The sequence below is a fragment of the Pseudomonas sp. FW305-3-2-15-E-TSA4 genome (assembly GCF_058787295.1).
Genome location: NZ_JBYSZP010000012.1, coordinates 163,440 through 179,861, shown reverse-complemented (window position 1 = coordinate 179,861; position 16,422 = coordinate 163,440). Strand labels below are relative to the sequence as shown.

The following is a 16,422-nucleotide window of genomic DNA, read 5'->3' as shown; positions in this document are numbered from 1 at the left end:
GTGGCTGACCTAAAGTGACGGGCAGGTTCGGCTCCATCCCGTTCGCGATATTCCGGCACAGCAAGAGGATGCAATGGCGGCACACAGAGAAACGCCGGTTGGCGACACGCAGGATCCGCGCGCGGTCCCGGGTGCATGGCTGGTGGCCTTGCGTCTGCTTCGCTGGGCCAGAGAGCACTGGTTGTTACCGATCATGCTGCTCGCGGCGGCGGTGCGTTTTTTCGACCTGACGGCGGCGGCGATCTGGTTCGACGAAGGCTCCAGCGTCCTGCTGAGCCAGTTTCCACTGGCCGAGATCTGGGAGCTAGCGGCCCACGACGTGCACCCACCGCTGTATTTCCTGCTGCTGCACGGCTGGATCGGGCTGTTCGGTGACGGCATCCTGTCCATTCGCTTGATGAGTGCGCTGCCGGGGATCATTACCGTCGGTCTCGGTGTGTGGCTGGTGGATCTGCTCGCCACCCGTCGCGCTGCGTTGCTGGCCGGGCTGTTGCTGGCGTTGTTGCCCACGGCCGTGCGCTACAGCCAGGAAGTGCGCATGTATTCGCTGCTCGGCATGTGGCTGATCGGCGCGACGATCGCGCTGGTCTACTGGGTGCGCCAGCCGCGTCGGCATCGCTATCTGGTGGCCTATGCGCTGCTGATGACGGCAGCGTTCTACACCCACTACTTCACCGTTCTGTGCGTGATCAGCCACTGGCTGTATCTGACAGCGGTGCGCGTGCAGCCGGGGTATCGGCTGCGGCATATTCAGCGTCCGGCCTGGTGGCTGGCCAACTTTAGCATCGCGTTGCTGTACATGCCGTGGGTGTCCAACCTGCTTGATCTGCTGCAGCACATCCCGGAACTCAAGGCCAGCAATGACATAGGCTGGGAAGATCCGGTGACCCTCAGCTCATTGCCGTCGATGGTCTGGTCGTTGCTGATCCAGGACGACGGCATGACCTTGCCGGGGTGGCTGTTTTTGCTTTTGCCATTGGCGCTGGTAGCCGTGATTGCTGTTGCCCTGCATCGTGATCGCAGCGTATTTCGCGGCAGCTTGTTGTTGCTGTGCTACAGCGTGATGCCGATTCTGCTGGTGTTTGGCGTGTCGTTCATCTCGCCGGTGTTCATCGAGCGGTATTTGACGGCCTATGCGTTGGGGTTGCCGATGCTGGTGGCGCTGGCGGTCGATCGGCTGTACATAGGCTCTCGCGTTCTGGCGCTGGCGATTCTGGTGCTGTTCGTCGGGGTCGAACTGGTGGGTGTGAAGAACAACGCCACGGTCGACAGCAATGATCAGTTCAGCGTGCTGGTCGACTACGTCAATCGACACTTCACCGAGGGTGACCGGATCGTCACCAGCGACATGATGTGGTACCTCAGCTACATCTACTACAACCGCACTGACGCGCAGATCCGTCTGTATACGCCACCAGCGGCGGATGGGCGTTCCACGCGTCCCAATGCCTACGGATTTGGCACTTTGGTCGGCGAGGAGGTTTTCCTTGATCAGCTTGGTGACGTGTCCAAGGGCAGCACGCGGATGTGGTTGATCGGCACGCTGGATGAACCCGATGAGTTTGCGGCGTTGCCTGAAGGCTGGCAGCGGCAGAGCGATGTCCATGCAGGCGGCGCATTTGCACGTTTGTACGTGAGGGAGCCGAGCGCCGATAAACTGGGCGGGTGATCGCAGGCTCAGGATTTTCCCGACAAATCCGCCATCCCCTTGAGCAATTCGATCGGCAACGGAAAGACAATCGTCGAGCTCTTGTCACCGGCAATCGAACTCAGGGTCTGCATGTAACGCAATTGCATGGCACCGGGCTGGCGGCCGAGCATTTCGGCGGCTTGCATGAGTTTTTCCGAGGCCTGCAGTTCGCCTTCTGCGTGAATCACCTTGGCCCGGCGTTCGCGTTCGGCTTCGGCCTGTTTGGCAATCGCACGCACCATCGATTCATTGAGATCAACGTGCTTGATCTCGACGTTGGCGACCTTGATGCCCCAGGCGTCGGTCTGGGCGTCGAGCACCTGCTGGATGTCGATGTTCAACTGCTCGCGTTCGGCCAGCAGTTCATCCAGCTCATGTTTGCCGAGCACCGCGCGCAGGGTGGTCTGCGCCAGTTGGCTGGTGGCCGAGAGAAAGTCTTCGACCTGAATGATCGCCTTCTGCGGGTCGAGCACGCGGAAGTACAGCACCGCATTGACCTTCACCGAGACGTTGTCGCGGGTGATCACATCCTGTGGCGGCACGTCGAGGACCACGGTGCGCAGGTCGACCCGGACCATTTGCTGTACCACCGGAATCAGCAGGATCAGCCCCGGGCCCTTGACCTGCCAGAAGCGTCCGAGCTGGAACACCACGCCGCGCTCGTACTCACGCAGGATGCGGAAGGTCGACCCGGCGAGGGCAATGACCAACAGCAGCAGTGCAACGAAACCGATTTGCAGACCCATGATCACTCTCCGTGTCGCACCGCGTCAGTCGCGGCGACTTTCAGCAATAAGCCATTTCGCCCGACCACGCGCACCGATTGCCCGGCGTGCAGCGGTGTCGTGCTCTGCACTTGCCAGTGTTCACCCTGCAATTGCACCCAGCCGTTGTGGGCGTTTTGCGCTTGTACGGTGGTCACCGCCGTCACGCTGCCGACCAGCCCGGCATCGCCGCTGACGGCGTGGCGCGGGCGGGTTTTCAAGGCGCGGACGATCAATGCGATCAGCAGCAGGGCGCTGACCAGGCCGAGGCCGATGATCATCGGCACTGGCAACTCGGCGTTGCCCAGAATCAGCGCGCCGATGACGAACATGATGATCCCGCCGAGGCCGATCACCCCGTAGTTGGGCAGCGCGGCTTCGGCGATCAGAAAGGCAATGCCGAGGGTGATCAGCCACAGGCCGAGCGGATTGACCGCCGTCGGCAGGACATCAGCCGCGAGGGCCGAGCCGCTGGCCAGCAGTATCAGGAAAAACGTGCAACATCGGCTGTTCACGTGACCCTCCGGGAGAGTCATGGGGTGTTTCCTCAAGTCTAGTTGAGACTGGCGCCGGCTGAATTTTGATCAATAAGCGGATGTGTCCAATGAGCGGATTTCCCTTCATCAGCAACTGGCCGAACTAGACTCAGCAGAACAGGCACAACGTTCAGCGGGACACCGAGGTGCAGCATGCGTATGGCAAAAAAAGTGCAGAGCAGCCTGAACCGGGCGCATTGCGAATATGACATCGTGGCCCACCGCCACTCGGCCAGCAGCCTGGAAACCGCGCGGGTTTCCGGGGTGCCCGCCGAACGCGTGGCCAAGTCAGTCATTCTCGACGACCACCACGGGCATTACCTGATGGCCGTGCTGCCGGCCAGTCGGCATCTGGACTTGAGTAAAGTGCGTAGTCGCGGCGAATGGCAGATCACCCGGGAGAGCAACCTGGCGCATATCTTCGATGACTGCGAACGCGGTGCGGTGCCGCCGCTCGGTGATTCCTACGGCCTGGACATGGTCATCGACCCGCTGTTGACCCGGCAGAAAGACATCTACCTGGAAGCCGGCAACCACAATTACCTGCTGCACATGAGCATGCCCGAGTTTCTGAAAATGGTGCCGCATGCCGAGGTGCGGGAGTTGAGTCATTAGGTTCTGTAGCGCTTTCGCGGACGCCTTCGCGAGCAAGCCCGCTCCCACAGGTTGATTGCGTACCCCTGTGGGAGCGAGCCTGCTCGCGAATGATCTCCCACCCACCGCATTTTTGAAGGAGTCTTCCATGGAGCAGCCAACCCACAGCCTGCCATCCCTGTTCGAGCAACTGGGACTGGACAGCGACCCGACCGGCATCGACCAATTCATCGCCACCCATTCACCACTCAAACCCGAGTTGCACCTCGCAGACGCGTTTTTCTGGAGCAAGAGCCAGGCGGATTTTTTGCGGGATGAGATTCTTGATGATGCGGATTGGGCGGAGGTGGTGGATCAGTTGAATGTGTTGTTGCGCAAGGGGCGGGAGGGATAACCATTATTTTGCGAACGGCCACATCTGTTTACGGTGCGCACGACCAACGGGCAGATTTGTTTCAAAACTTGACTGAAATTCCCCGTCAATGCGATATTGATAGTTAGCAAACTAACAGTGTGCATTTTCCCGTGCCGAATTCCCTCGACGCTCTCCAGATGAACATCAGCAGTGCCATGGTGGTGGCCGCCAGGCATTGGCGGAAGATCTGCCAGACCACGCTGGTCAACTATGGAATCTCCGAAGCCTGCGCCGTGCCATTGTTGATGATCGGGCGGTTGGGCGAGGGTGTGCGTCAGGTGCAGGTGGCGCAGGCGGCCGGGATGGAGAGTCCGTCGCTGGTGCGCCTGCTCGATCAGTTGTGCCACGCCGGCTACGTCTGCCGCACCGAAGATGCGCAGGATCGTCGGGCCAAGTGCCTGAGCCTGACCGACACCGGCCGTGAACTGGTGCAAGCGGTGGAGATCGAACTGGTGCGTCTGCGTCATGAAGTGCTCGAAGGCATCGACCAGAGTGATCTGGAGGCTACGCTTCGGGTACTGCGAGCTTTTGAGGCGGCCAATCCGCCTGTGGTGATCAATTCTTGAACGGTTTTTTCTCTGGCATCCCGCCTGCCCGGGACTGGTTCTACGGGGTCCGTACCTTTGCAGCGTCGATGATCGCGCTGTACATCGCCCTGCTCATGCAAATGCCGCGTCCGTACTGGGCGATGGCCACGGTGTACATCGTTTCCAGCCCGTTTCTCGGCCCGACCAGTTCCAAGGCGCTGTACCGCGCCATCGGCACCTTTCTCGGCGCGGCGGCGGCAGTGCTGTTCGTGCCGATGTTCGTGCAGAGTCCGTATGTGCTGGTGGTGGTGATTGCCTTGTGGACGGGGACTTTGCTGTTCCTGTCGCTGCACCTGCGTACCGCCAATAGTTACGCACTGATGCTGGCCGGCTACACCTTGCCGCTGATTGCCTTGCCGACGGTGGATAATCCGCTGGCGGTGTGGGACGTGGCGGAGGCGCGCACCGAAGAGATTTTTCTCGGCATCGCCGTGGCGGCGGTGGTCGGCGCGATGTTCTGGCCGCGGCGTCTGGCGCCGGTGTTCAACGACGCAGTGGGCAAGTGGTTCGCCGACGCCACCACCTACAGCCTGAAGTTTCTCAGCCGCGACGTGCAGCCTGAACAGATCGCCACGCTGCGCATGGCCATGGTCGCCAATTTCAACAGCCTCGAATTGATGATCGGCCAGTTGCCCCACGAAGGCGCTCGACCGCAAACCGTGCGCAACACCAAGGAACTGCGCGGGCGGATGATCCACCTGTTGCCGGTGATCGATGCGCTGGAAGACTCGCTCTATGCCCTTGAGCGACGCACACCGGAACTGGTGGAAAAGTTTGCCCCGCTGTTGACCGCGACCCAGCAATGGCTCGGCCATAACGACGCCGATCTCGAACGGTGGCAGGTGCTCAAGGATCAACTCCAGGCCCTGCAGCCAAGTTGCGAGGAGCTGGAAGATCGCAAGCAATTGCTGTTCTCCAACGCGATTTATCGCCTCGGTGAATTCATCGATCTGTGGCAGGACTGCCGCAGTTTGCAGGACGCGATTCTCTGCGAGCGCCAGGACAGCTGGCGCGCGGTTTACCGGCACTGGCGCCTCGGGCGGCTGACGCCATTTCTCGACCGCGGGATGATGCTGTATTCGGTGGCCTCGACCGTTCTGGCGATCATCGTCGCTTCGGTGCTGTGGATTCTGCTCGGCTGGCCGGACGGTGGCAGCGCGGTGATTCTGGCGGCGGTAGCGTGCAGTTTCTTCGCCTCGATGGACGACCCGGCACCGCAGATCTACCGGTTCTTTTTCTGGACCGGGATGTCGGTGCTGTTCGCCAGTCTCTATCTGTTTCTGATTCTGCCGAACCTGCACGATTTTCCGATGCTGGTACTGGCGTTTGCGGTTCCGTTCATCTGTGTCGGCACCCTGACGGTGCAGCCACGGTTCTTCCTCGGCATGCTCCTGACGCTGGTCAACACCTCGTCGTTCATCAGCATTCAGGGCGCCTACGACGCGGACTTCTTCGCCTTTGTGAACTCCAACCTGGCCGGCCCTCTGGGCCTGTTGTTCGCGTTCATCTGGACCCTGATCGCCCGCCCGTTCGGCGTCGAACTGGCCGCCAAACGTCTGACCCGCTTCAGCTGGAAAGACATCGTGCGCATGACCGAGCCGGCCAATCTGGCCGAACATCGGCATCTGGGCGTGCAGTTGCTCGATCGTCTGATGCAGCACTTGCCGCGTCTGGCCATGACCGGCCAAGACACCGGGATTGCCATGCGTGAAGTGCGCGTGGGCCTGAACCTGCTCGATCTGCTGGCTTATACGCCACGGGTCAGCGGAGCGCCGAAGGCCCTGCTGCAGCAAGTGGTGGCTGAGGTCGGCGAGTATTTCCGCGCGTGTCTGAAGGCCGGCGAACGCTTGCCGGCGCCGAGTCCGTTGCTGATGACGATGGACCGCGCGCGCCGCGCGCTCAAAGGCCACGGCGACGAAGAAACCCGGCTAAACCTGTTGCATGCCTTGAGCGGTTTGCGCCTGGCGCTGCTGCCCGGCGTGGAATTCGTCAGCACCAGCGATGCCGAAGAACCGCTGCCCGATGGAGCGCCCCTATGATCGGTGATCTGGATATCAGCGGGATTTTCCTGCCCACCCTGCTGGTGCTGATGGGCATCACCTATGTGTTGTTTCTGCTGGTGCACGGCGTGCTCACGCGTGTGCACTTTTACCGTCTGGTCTGGCACCGGGCATTGTTCAACGTGGCGCTCTACGCCGTGCTGCTGTACGGCGTGGACTCACTCAGTCGATACCTGATGACATGAAAAAACCGTTTCTGACTATCGGTCGCGTGGTCCTGACCCTGCTGATCGTGACTTTTGCCGTCGTCCTCGTCTGGCGCATGGTGATGTATTACATGTTTGCGCCGTGGACCCGCGACGGCCACATTCGCGCCGACATCATCCAGATCGCCCCGGACGTATCCGGGTTGATCCAGCAGGTCGAGGTCAAGGACAACCAGTTGATCAAACGCGGCCAGGTGCTGTTCAGCATCGACCAGGACCGTTTCAAACTGGCTCTGCGTCAGGCTAAAGCGGCGGTCGCCGATCGCGAAGAAACCCTGGCCCAGGCGCAGCGCGAAGCCAAGCGTAACCGTGGCCTGGGCAACCTGGTGCCGGCCGAGCAACTGGAAGAAAGCCAGTCGAAAGTCGCCCGGGCGCAATCGGCGCTGGCCGAAGCGCTGGTGACGGTGGACAGCGCGCAGCTCAACCTCGACCGTTCGGTGATCCGCAGCCCGGTGGACGGCTACGTCAACGACCGCGCGCCGCGTGTGCAGGAATTCGTCACCGCCGGGCGTCCGGTGCTGTCGGTGGTCGACAGTAACTCGTTCCACATCGACGGCTATTTCGAAGAAACCAAACTCGACGGCATTCATGTCGGGCAGTCGGTGGATATCCGCGTGATCGGCGACAAGGCCAAGCTGCGCGGGCATGTTGAAAGCATTGTCGCCGGTATCGAAGACCGCGACCGCACCAGCGGCAACAACCTGCTGCCCAACGTCAACCCGGCGTTCAGCTGGGTGCGGCTGGCGCAGCGGATTCCGGTGCGCATCGCCTTTGACGAGGTGCCGGAAGACTTCCGCATGATCGCCGGGCGTACCGCTACCGTGTCGATCATCGACGACAAAACGCAGGAGCCCGCGCAATGAACAAGGCCCTGATGATCGCCGGGTTGGGCGTGATGCTCTCGGCCTGTCAGATGGTCGGGCCGGACTATCAGCTGCCCGCTGACGCGGCGGTGCAGCGCAAGGACTTTCAGGGCGAACTGGCGGTGGAGGGCAAACCGGTGGTGTCAGCGCCGGTACCGGCTGACTGGTGGCGACTGTATAAGGACCCGCGTCTGGATCAACTGGTGCAGCAGGCCATGGCGTCCAACACTGATTTGCGCGTGGCGGCGGCAAACCTTCAACGGGCGCGCGCGCAAGTCGATGAGGCCGAAGCGGCGGGTGGCTGGAGCGCAGGCGTGAAGATGGGCGCGCAGCGTTTGCAGGAATCCGGGCAGGCGTTCTTGCTGCCGGAAAAAGTCCCGGTCGACAACGTCGGCGATATTGGCATCAGCGCGTCTTATCAGTTCGATCTATGGGGCACCCTGCAACGCGGTATCGAAGGCGCGAAGGCTAACGCCGATGCGACTCAAGCAGCGGCTGACACCGCACGCATCACTTTGGTGGCCGATGTGGTTCGCGCGTACACCCAAGTGTGCGCGGCCAACGAAGAGCGGGAAATTGCCCAGCACTCCCTCGACCTGCAATCGCAGAGCACTACGCTGATCCAGCGCCTGCGCGATGCCGGGCGTGGTGATGAAACCCAGGTCACCCGTTCGCAAACCCAATTCAAGTCGTTGCGCGCCGACTTGCCGCGCTATGAGGCAGCGCGTCAGGCCGGGTTGTTCCGCCTGTCGATGCTGCTGGCCAAACCGGTCGAGCAATTGCCGGCCGGTACCGCCACTTGTGCCGAACTGCCGAAAATTGCCCAACTGGTGCCGGTGGGCGACGGTGCGGCGCTGCTCAAGCGTCGTCCCGATATCCGTCAGGCGGAACGTCGCTTGGCGGCCTCGACAGCGGGCATCGGCGTCGCTACGGGCGAGCTGTATCCGGACATCAGCATCGGCGCGACTATCGGCACCGTCGGTCTTATTGACGACTTGGGCGATCCGTCGACCAACCGCTGGGGTTTCGGCCCGTCATTGAGCTGGAAGGTGCCGACCAACGGCGCCCGTGCGCGGATCCGTGAAGCCGAGGCCAACACCCAGGCCGCACTGGCGCATTTCGACGGCGTGGTGCTCAACGCCATCCGCGAAACCCAGACCGGTCTGGCCCAATACAGCGCGCTGCTGCAACGCCGCGACGCCCTGGCCGATGCCGAGCAGTCGGCGAAACTGGCGGCGGACCAGACCCACCGCTTCTTCCAGGCCGGGCGCGAGTCGTTCCTCGCCGACCTGCAGGCGACCCGCACCTACACCGACGTCACCGCGCAACTGGCCGCCGCCAACACCCAGGTCGCCATGAGCCAGATCGATTTATTCCTCGCCCTTGGTGGCGGTTGGGAAAGCGGACGAACGCAAGCCTCAAGCGCCAGCAAACCCTGAAGCCGTTGCTATGCTTTGAAGTGTTGAAGGGGTGCCACGTGCAACGCACCCTTTCAGCGCACATTGCTAGCGCTGGTCTAGGGGAAACCAATAATGAAAAACCCTTACGCTCTCGGCTTCTGGTGCTCCTTGGTAGCGCTGGTGCTGCTATCGGCCACCTATTTCTACGGCATCATGCTGGCCCATCAGATCGACAAGGCCATGGTCTTCCTCGACAGCGCCACGGCGTTGATCGCGGTGATGGCAATTGTCGTGGTGGCCTGGGCGTCGATCCAGGTGCAGCGAGTCAAAAAAAGACAGCTTGAACAAGGCAAGACCCTGGTGCTGATCTGGGACACCAAAGTCGCCCTGCGCCGGGTCGAAACCGTGTTCGACCGCTACTTCTGGGGCAGCTATTGGCAACCGGGACGCACCTTCGCCGAAGTCATGGGCGAACTCACCGGCACGCCGCTGGAAAAAAGCCTCGAAGCCTTGAAAAAACAGTGTCTGGAACTCGACAAGCAGATTGCCGACGAAGGCTGGCACTGGCTCAACAATGCCCGTGAACTGTCCGACGTCGCGACGGCCATGGCTCGTGAGCGCTATCAACTGGATTTCTGCGATCCCCGGGCCGACGGGCCGGGCGGGGCGGTGATCGATCGGGATTTTGAAGTGCTGGTCTACACCTGGACTGCGCGGTTGAAGAGCTTCGATCATCAACTCGATGAGATCGAGGTTCAGTATTCCTGATCTTCTGGGAATCCAGTGGCCCTATCGCGAGCAGGCTCACTCCTACAGGGGAACGCATTTCAATTGTAGGAGTGAGCCTGCTCGCGATAGCGTCCTCAAAAACACTGCAACTCTCCCCGCCTGTCAGCTGTCCACACTCCCCATAGACACTCTTTAACCTTTAAACATTGGGCCGCCTCGCGCTGCCAGTGCTAATCTCCACCGCTAATTTCAGCGGAGTCGAGCCGCGACCCGGTCACGGGTTCAGGGAAGACGACCACATTTCAGCCACGGACATTGATCAGGTCATTCATGAATAAATCAGCAGGCGTGCTTCTCGGGATTGTTGTTGCCATCGGTGCGATCAGCGCCGGCGGGGCCTGGTACACCGGGACCAAGATTGAAGGCGTGTTGAACAACGCCGTCAGCAACGCCAACAAAGAGCTGCAGACCGCGATGGCCGGCTCCAATGGCACCGCGTCGCTGGAGCTGGTGTCGCTGGAGCGTCACACCTTCACCAGCACCGCGCACTACCGTCTCAAGGGCGAAGGCGAGATGTTCGGCGACCAGCCGGTCGAGTTGCTGTTCGTCGACCACATCGAGCACGGCCCACTGCCGTTCTCGCGCCTGGTATCGCTGAAGTGGCTGCCGGTCATGGCCACCAGCAATTACGAGCTGGAAAAGAGCCCGGCCACCGAAAAATGGTTTGCCGCCACCAAGGGCGCCGCGCCGCTTAAAGGTGTGACCAACATCGGCTACGACGAATCCACCACCAGCAGCCTCGAGTTGCTGCCGCTCGAAACCGCGCTGGACGAGCAGTCGAGCCTGAAATTCTCCGGCCTGACCATGAACATCTCCGCCAGTGCCCAGGCGCAGAAGGTCAAGGCTGACGGCTACATGGACAACCTGAAACTGGTCACCGTGTCGCAGGATCAAGCACCGGTGCAGGTCGAACTCAACGGTCTGACCCTGGCCAGCAACCTTACCAAGAGCAGCTACGGCTACTACACCGGGGAAAACACCCTGGAGCTGACCAACAGCAAAACCACTTTCGGTCCCAAGCAGTCGGTACTCGGCGTGAAGAACTTCGAAATGAAGAACCTCACCGAAGAGAGCGGCAGCAATGCCTCGGGCCGCGCTGACTACAAGGTGGGTGAATTCACCCTCAACGACAAGAAAATCGGTTCGGCCAACATGGCCATGAGCCTGAAGAACCTCGACATCCCGTCGACCATGTCGCTGATGCAGATCTACCAGACCAAATTGCAGCCGTACGAGAAGGAAGCGGCGGCCGCTGCCGAAGCCGGCCTGCCGGCACCGGAACTGAACCTGACCGAAGCCGAGTCGGCACAGGTCAAGGCTGACCTGCAGAAACTGCTGGCCGCCAGTCCACAGATCGCGCTGGAAAACCTGTCGCTGAAAACCGCCAACGGTGAAAGCCGCGCCAGCCTGGTGATTGATCTGACCAAGCCACAGTCGATGGATCTGCCGCCGGATCAACTGGGTAAACAGTTGGTCGCGCTGCTGGACCTGAACATTCAGGTGTCCAAGCCGATGCTGATCGATCTGCTCAGCGTGCAAGCGCAGCTCGACGGTCAGACTGACGCCAAAGCCATCGTCGACCAGGCCAGCGCCGGTGCCGACATGTTTTCCGGCATGGCCGTCGGTTCGCAGTTGGCGACCGTCGATGGCACCAATGTCGTGACCAAGCTGCATTACGCCGCCAATCAGGTGGAGTTCAACGGCCAGAAAATGACCGTTGAGCAGTTCGTCGGCTTCCTGATGAGCAAGTTCGCCGGCGTCACGCAAGTGCAGTAATCCTGCGTTCTAAATAACAACGCCCGGCCTCTGATCCACAGACGCCGGGCGTTTTGCTGTCTGGTGTGCGGGTTTTCGTCTGAGCCGGCGCCACGATTCTGAACAATTATTGCGTTCTGGATATTCGACTACGCTTGCATGCAAGACTGCCTGACTAAGCTTGGCCGGGTCTGTTTTGACTCGGTCTCCGTTACGAATGGGCAAGGGGGGCATTGCGACCCGGCTGGCCATGTAAGGATGCTGACGAATGCCGCGTATTGATGTTCCTGTTTTACATCGTGGTTTACGCCCGTTGTTTCGCGTTGCGCTGTGCAGCCAGTTGCTCTGGCCGGCACTGGCGTTTGCCGATACGCCCTATGATCAGATGGTGCGTGATGCCCGTGCCGGGCAGACCACGCCTGCGCTGAACGTGCTGCGCCAGGTGCCACCGGGGCAATCGACCACCGGCCAGATCAGCGATCACCTGCAAATCGCCAGTTGGGCCGGCCTCGATGCCGAGGTGGTGCAGGTCTATGAGACCCAGGGCCGTGACCGGGTGCTGCCGGTGCAGGCACTGACCGCCACCGCACGCGCCTATCGCAACCTCAAGCGTTGGGAGCAGGCGACCCAGGTTTACAACAAGGCGCTGGCGCTGGAGCCGGACAACGCTGACCTGCAACTGGGGCTGGCGCTGACTCAGGCTGACGCGGGTAAACCCGACGAAGCCGTGACCCGCGCCAAGGCTCTGGTTGCCGCCAAACCCGACGATCCCTCACGCCGTCTCGCACTGGGCTATGCCCTGACCCGCGCCGGCAAGCAGTACGACGCACTGTTTGAATACGATCAGGCGTTCATGCGTGCCGGCAGCAAGCCGGAAGTCGCCCGTGAATACGTGGTCGCTCTGCAAAAGGCGCGGCTGCCGGAACCGGCGCTGCGCCTGGCCAATCAACGTCCGGGGCTGATCGACCCGGTCACCCTGCGCCGCCTCGAAGGTGATCTGGCTGCCGAACGCGTGCGTCTGGCCGAACTCGCCACCCGCAGCGAAAAAGAACGCTATGTGATCGCCGACCGCGCCTTGGCCGATTACGACAAATTGCTCGCCACCTGGACCCCGGACGCCAGCGCCCACGATGACGTGATTCGCTGGCGCATCGACCGCATGGGCGCACTCAAGGCGCGGGCGCGCACCGCCGACGTGATCAATGAATATCAGAAGCTGCAAAGCGAAGGCGTGAAGATTCCGACCTACGCCTTGCGCTGGGTGGCGGCGTCGTATCTGGATCAGCGCCAGCCGGAAGTCTCCACTGACCTGTATCGCCAGGTGCTGTCGGCACCGGATGCCGATGTCGGTGATCGTCTCGAAGACACCACTGCGTTGTACTACTCGTTGCTGGAAAGCGACCGCGCCGATGAAGCGCGCAAAGTCGCCGAGGATCTGGCCAAGACCCAGAAGCCGCGCGTCGAACTCAAGGGCTTGCCGATCGGCAACCCCAACGATGAATGGATGGACGCGCAGCAACTGGCGGCGCAGGCCGGCACCTACGGCTCTGACCTGCCGCACGGCGAGGAGCGCCTGCAGACATTGGTCGATCAGGCCCCGGGCAACCTCGGTTTGCGTCTGGCCCAGGCCGATCTGTACCTGGCCCGACAGTGGCCACGCCGCGCTGAAAACCAGCTCAAGGAAACCGAAAGCATGGCCCCGCGCGACATGGGCCTGGAACTGGCTCAGGCGCGCACCGCGATGAGCCTGCAGGAATGGCGACAGATGGATGCGCTGACCGATGACGTGGTCGAGCGTTTCCCCGACAACCGCCAGGCGCAGCGCGCGGCCCGTGAGCGTGAAGTGCACGACATGTCCGAACTGCGCGTCGAAGCCTACGGTGGCAAGGCCAACGGAGGCGGCGGCAGCGGTGGTGCGGGCGCGGTCAGTGGCAGCCGCGATTTCGGCATCCAGAGCACCCTGTACAGCCCGCCGATTGATGAAGACTGGCGGGTGTTCGTCGGCGCCGGTTATGCCACCGGCGATTTCGCCGAAGGCACCGGCACCGACCGCTTCCAGCGCGTTGGCCTGGAACGGCGCACCCGTGACATGAGCCTGGAAGCCGAAGTTTCCAATCACGATTACGGTTACGGCGCCAAACAGGGCGCGCGGATCGCGATAGCCCGCGACATCAACGACCACTGGCAATACGGCGGCAGCTTCGCTTACCTGTCGGCCGAGACGCCGTTGCGGGCGCTCAACAGCGACATCAAGGCCAATGGCGGCAACGCGTTCATCCGCTGGCGCGCCAACGAGAGCCGCGAGTGGAAACTGTCGGTCAGCCCGTCGCACTTCAGTGATGGCAACAACCGCGTCGAGGCCTTGCTCACCGGGCGCGAGGGTGTCTACAGCGCGCCGAACGTCCAGGTCGATGCCGGTCTGGAGGTTGGCACCAGCCACAACTCCAATTCCGAGGATGTGCCGTACTTCAACCCGAAGTCGGACTTCAGCGTCATGCCGACGGTCAACGTCAACCATGTGCTTTACCACCGCTACGAAACATCCTGGAGCCAGCAATTCCAGGCGGGTGCGGGCACCTACAGCCAGCGTGACCACGGCACCGGCGGCATGGCGATGCTCGGCTACGGCCAGCGTTATGCCTGGAACGACGTGTTCGAGGTGGGCGGCTTGTTCAGTGTGATCAACCGGCCCTACGACGGTGATCGGGAGACCGATCTGCGTCTGCTCGTCGACCTCACTTTCCGCTTCTAGAAGAGTTTGAAGATGCCTTTGATGACGCGTTTCATCCTTCTGCTGGGAGTGCTGCTGATCAGCGCCTGCGCCCAGCAAGCCCCGGCCTTCGCGCCGCCGTCGCAACGTCCGGTGGCGGCCAGTGAAAAACCCTGGCCGAAAAACCACGTGCTGGGCATCGCCTATCACGACGTCGAAGACCGTGACCCTGATCAGGCCGTGGTGGCCGTGCGCACTGAGCGCATGATCGAACAGTTGGCCTGGCTGCGCGAGAACGGCTACAAGCCGGTCACCGTCGACCAGATCATGGCGGCGCGCAAGGGCGGCCCGGAACTGCCGGCCAAAGCAATCCTGCTCAGCTTCGACGACGGTTATTCAAGCTTCTATACCCGCGTGTTGCCGGTGCTGCGTGCCTACAACTGGCACGCCTTGCTGGCACCGGTCGGCACCTGGATCGACACCCCGCTCAATCAACCGGTGGATTTTGCCGGTGCACCCCGCGCACGCTCCGACTTCCTGACCTGGGATCAGGTGCGCGAGATTTCGCGATCGGGGCTGGTGGAAATCGCCGCGCACACCGACGCCAACCACAAAGGCGTTCTTGCCAACCCGCAGGGCAACCTGCAGCCGGCGGCAGCGACGCGTCGCTACGACCCGCTCACCAAACGCTACGAATCCGAAGAGGAGTTCCGTGCCCGGATACGCAATGACGTCGCGGCCATCTCGGAAAAAATCCGCAAGGTCACCGGCAAAAAACCGCGCATCTGGGTCTGGCCCTACGGTACGGCGGACGGCACTTCGCTGACCGTGGTCGGCGAGCAGGGCTACGAAATGGCCCTGACCCTGGACGACGGTCTCGACGCTCTCGACAACCTGATGAGCAGTCCGCGCTTCCTGGTGGCCTCCGATCCTGACGGCGAGCATTTCGCCAACAGCATTGTTGGCGTGCAGTCGGATTTCGCCATGCGTGTGGTGCACGTCGATCTCGACAACGTTTATGACCCGGATCCGGCGCAACAGGAAATCAACCTCGGCAAACTGATCCAGCGCATGGCCGACATGGGCGCCAACACCGTGTTCCTGCAGGCCTTCGCCGATCCGAAGGGCGACGGACTGGTGCACTCGCTGTACTTCCCCAACCGTCACCTGCCGGTGCGCGCCGACATCTTCGATCGCGTTGCCTGGCAACTGCGGACTCGGGCGCACGTGAAAGTGTTCGCGTGGATGCCGGTGCTGAGCTTCGGCCTCGATGCGAAGCTGCCGCGTGTTACGCGCTGGGATCCGAAGACCGGCAGCACCTCGGTCGATCCGGGCCAGTATCAACGCCTGTCGCCATTCGATCCGCAAGTACGGCGGATCATCGGTGAAATCTACGAAGACGTGGCGCGCCTGACCTCGGTCGACGGCATCCTTTATCACGACGACGCGGTGCTCTCGGACTTCGAAGACGCCAGCCCCGAGGCCCTGAAGGCGTATGCCGCGCACGGCTTGCCGGGGTCTATTGCTGCGCTTCGGGATGATCCGGCTGCGATGCAGCGCTGGACGCGGTTCAAGAGCCAATACCTGATCGACTTCACCAATGAGCTGACCGCCAAGGTCCGTGCGATCCGTGGCCCGCAAGTGCTGACCGCACGCAACATCTTCGCCGAGCCGGTGCTCAATCCTGAGAGCGAAGCCTGGTTTGCGCAGAACCTCGACGATTTCCTCGTGACCTACGACTGGACGGCGCCGATGGCCATGCCACTGATGGAAAAACAGACACAGGCGCAATCCGGCCCGTGGCTTGAAGAACTGGTGGCGAAGATCAAACAGCGCCCCGGTGCACTGGATCGCACAGTCTTCGAACTGCAGGCTCGCGACTGGACGAAAAAGGATCAGGCCGACATCGACGGCGCCCAATTGGCCGACTGGATGGGCCGGCTCAAGCGTCAGGGTGCGACCAGTTTCGGTTACTACCCGGACAACTTCCTCGACAACCTGCCGGACCTGAAAACCGTAAGGCCTGCGCTCTCCAACAAATGGAACCCATGAC

The 16,422-nt window shown here is 61.7% G+C and carries 14 protein-coding genes; 12 read left to right on the top strand and 2 right to left on the bottom strand.

Features of this window, described 5'->3' with window-relative positions:
• Positions 1–73: 73 nt before the first annotated feature.
• Positions 74–1,669: a glycosyltransferase family 39 protein gene (locus AC3WMV_RS18170; RefSeq protein WP_103367793.1), complete on the top strand. Its 1,596-nt coding sequence runs from the start codon at positions 74–76 to the stop codon at positions 1,667–1,669.
• Positions 1,670–1,677: 8 nt separating this feature from the next.
• Here AC3WMV_RS18170 and AC3WMV_RS18165 read toward each other — a convergent pair whose 3' ends face one another.
• Together AC3WMV_RS18165 and AC3WMV_RS18160 are read right to left on the bottom strand one after the other, a co-directional pair.
• Positions 1,678–2,436: a slipin family protein gene (locus AC3WMV_RS18165; RefSeq protein WP_003220464.1), complete on the bottom strand. Its 759-nt coding sequence runs from the start codon at positions 2,434–2,436 to the stop codon at positions 1,678–1,680.
• Positions 2,437–2,438: 2 nt separating this feature from the next.
• Positions 2,439–2,969 (bottom strand): NfeD family protein, encoded by a 531-nt coding sequence (locus AC3WMV_RS18160; protein WP_256584907.1) that lies wholly within the window; start codon positions 2,967–2,969, stop codon positions 2,439–2,441.
• A 174-nt stretch (positions 2,970–3,143) separates the two neighbouring features.
• Between AC3WMV_RS18160 and AC3WMV_RS18155 the strand changes: the two genes are divergently transcribed.
• The 11 genes from AC3WMV_RS18155 to pgaB all read left to right on the top strand — a co-directional run bounded on the left by AC3WMV_RS18155 (position 3,144) and on the right by pgaB (position 16,421).
• Complete coding sequence (locus AC3WMV_RS18155) at positions 3,144–3,605, top strand: aminoacyl-tRNA deacylase (RefSeq protein WP_047290739.1); 462 nt, start codon at positions 3,144–3,146, stop codon at positions 3,603–3,605.
• A 127-nt stretch (positions 3,606–3,732) separates the two neighbouring features.
• On the top strand, positions 3,733–3,978 hold the full coding sequence (locus tag AC3WMV_RS18150; protein ID WP_103367791.1) for a DUF2789 domain-containing protein: 246 nt from the start codon (positions 3,733–3,735) through the stop codon (positions 3,976–3,978).
• A 158-nt stretch (positions 3,979–4,136) separates the two neighbouring features.
• Positions 4,137–4,565, top strand: a complete 429-nt coding sequence (locus tag AC3WMV_RS18145; RefSeq protein WP_007961473.1) for a MarR family winged helix-turn-helix transcriptional regulator — start codon at positions 4,137–4,139, stop codon at positions 4,563–4,565.
• A complete protein-coding gene (locus tag AC3WMV_RS18140) occupies positions 4,562–6,625 on the top strand; it encodes an FUSC family protein (protein ID WP_103367790.1) in 2,064 nt (687 codons plus the stop codon). The genes AC3WMV_RS18145 and AC3WMV_RS18140 overlap by 4 nt, the downstream gene beginning before the upstream one ends.
• Positions 6,622–6,831 carry a DUF1656 domain-containing protein gene (locus tag AC3WMV_RS18135; RefSeq protein WP_047601052.1) on the top strand — a complete coding sequence of 70 codons (210 nt, stop codon included), beginning with the start codon at positions 6,622–6,624 and terminating at the stop codon, positions 6,829–6,831. The genes AC3WMV_RS18140 and AC3WMV_RS18135 overlap by 4 nt, the downstream gene beginning before the upstream one ends.
• Positions 6,828–7,715, top strand: coding sequence for an efflux RND transporter periplasmic adaptor subunit (locus tag AC3WMV_RS18130; protein ID WP_097086795.1), 888 nt, complete (start codon positions 6,828–6,830; stop codon positions 7,713–7,715). Before AC3WMV_RS18135 ends, AC3WMV_RS18130 begins: the two co-directional genes overlap by 4 nt.
• Complete coding sequence (locus tag AC3WMV_RS18125) at positions 7,712–9,154, top strand: efflux transporter outer membrane subunit (protein ID WP_103367789.1); 1,443 nt, start codon at positions 7,712–7,714, stop codon at positions 9,152–9,154. Before AC3WMV_RS18130 ends, AC3WMV_RS18125 begins: the two co-directional genes overlap by 4 nt.
• 93 nt (positions 9,155–9,247) lie before the next feature.
• A complete protein-coding gene (locus tag AC3WMV_RS18120) occupies positions 9,248–9,883 on the top strand; it encodes an NADH:ubiquinone oxidoreductase subunit N (RefSeq protein ID WP_103367788.1) in 636 nt (211 codons plus the stop codon).
• A 291-nt stretch (positions 9,884–10,174) separates the two neighbouring features.
• Entirely contained in the window at positions 10,175–11,680 is a 1,506-nt protein-coding gene (locus tag AC3WMV_RS18115) for a YdgA family protein (RefSeq protein WP_103367787.1), read from the top strand.
• A gap of 247 nt (positions 11,681–11,927) precedes the next feature.
• Positions 11,928–14,411 carry a poly-beta-1,6 N-acetyl-D-glucosamine export porin PgaA gene (gene pgaA / locus AC3WMV_RS18110; RefSeq protein WP_103367786.1) on the top strand — a complete coding sequence of 828 codons (2,484 nt, stop codon included), beginning with the start codon at positions 11,928–11,930 and terminating at the stop codon, positions 14,409–14,411.
• A gap of 12 nt (positions 14,412–14,423) precedes the next feature.
• Positions 14,424–16,421, top strand: coding sequence for a poly-beta-1,6-N-acetyl-D-glucosamine N-deacetylase PgaB (gene pgaB / locus AC3WMV_RS18105; protein ID WP_103367785.1), 1,998 nt, complete (start codon positions 14,424–14,426; stop codon positions 16,419–16,421).
• The last annotated feature ends 1 nt before the right edge of the window (position 16,422 follow it).

What these genes read in the sequence shown, in the direction of transcription:
- AC3WMV_RS18170 (WP_103367793.1), top strand. Translation starts at nt 74, where the DNA reads ATGGCGGCACACAGAGAAACGCCGGTTGGCGACACGCAGGATCCGCGC.
- AC3WMV_RS18165 (WP_003220464.1), bottom strand. Translation starts at nt 2,436, where the DNA reads ATGGGTCTGCAAATCGGTTTCGTTGCACTGCTGCTGTTGGTCATTGCC.
- AC3WMV_RS18155 (WP_047290739.1), top strand. Translation starts at nt 3,144, where the DNA reads ATGCGTATGGCAAAAAAAGTGCAGAGCAGCCTGAACCGGGCGCATTGC.
- AC3WMV_RS18150 (WP_103367791.1), top strand. Translation starts at nt 3,733, where the DNA reads ATGGAGCAGCCAACCCACAGCCTGCCATCCCTGTTCGAGCAACTGGGA.
- AC3WMV_RS18145 (WP_007961473.1), top strand. Translation starts at nt 4,137, where the DNA reads ATGAACATCAGCAGTGCCATGGTGGTGGCCGCCAGGCATTGGCGGAAG.
- AC3WMV_RS18135 (WP_047601052.1), top strand. Translation starts at nt 6,622, where the DNA reads ATGATCGGTGATCTGGATATCAGCGGGATTTTCCTGCCCACCCTGCTG.
- AC3WMV_RS18130 (WP_097086795.1), top strand. Translation starts at nt 6,828, where the DNA reads ATGAAAAAACCGTTTCTGACTATCGGTCGCGTGGTCCTGACCCTGCTG.
- AC3WMV_RS18125 (WP_103367789.1), top strand. Translation starts at nt 7,712, where the DNA reads ATGAACAAGGCCCTGATGATCGCCGGGTTGGGCGTGATGCTCTCGGCC.
- AC3WMV_RS18120 (WP_103367788.1), top strand. Translation starts at nt 9,248, where the DNA reads ATGAAAAACCCTTACGCTCTCGGCTTCTGGTGCTCCTTGGTAGCGCTG.
- AC3WMV_RS18115 (WP_103367787.1), top strand. Translation starts at nt 10,175, where the DNA reads ATGAATAAATCAGCAGGCGTGCTTCTCGGGATTGTTGTTGCCATCGGT.
- pgaA (WP_103367786.1), top strand. Translation starts at nt 11,928, where the DNA reads ATGCCGCGTATTGATGTTCCTGTTTTACATCGTGGTTTACGCCCGTTG.
- pgaB (WP_103367785.1), top strand. Translation starts at nt 14,424, where the DNA reads ATGCCTTTGATGACGCGTTTCATCCTTCTGCTGGGAGTGCTGCTGATC.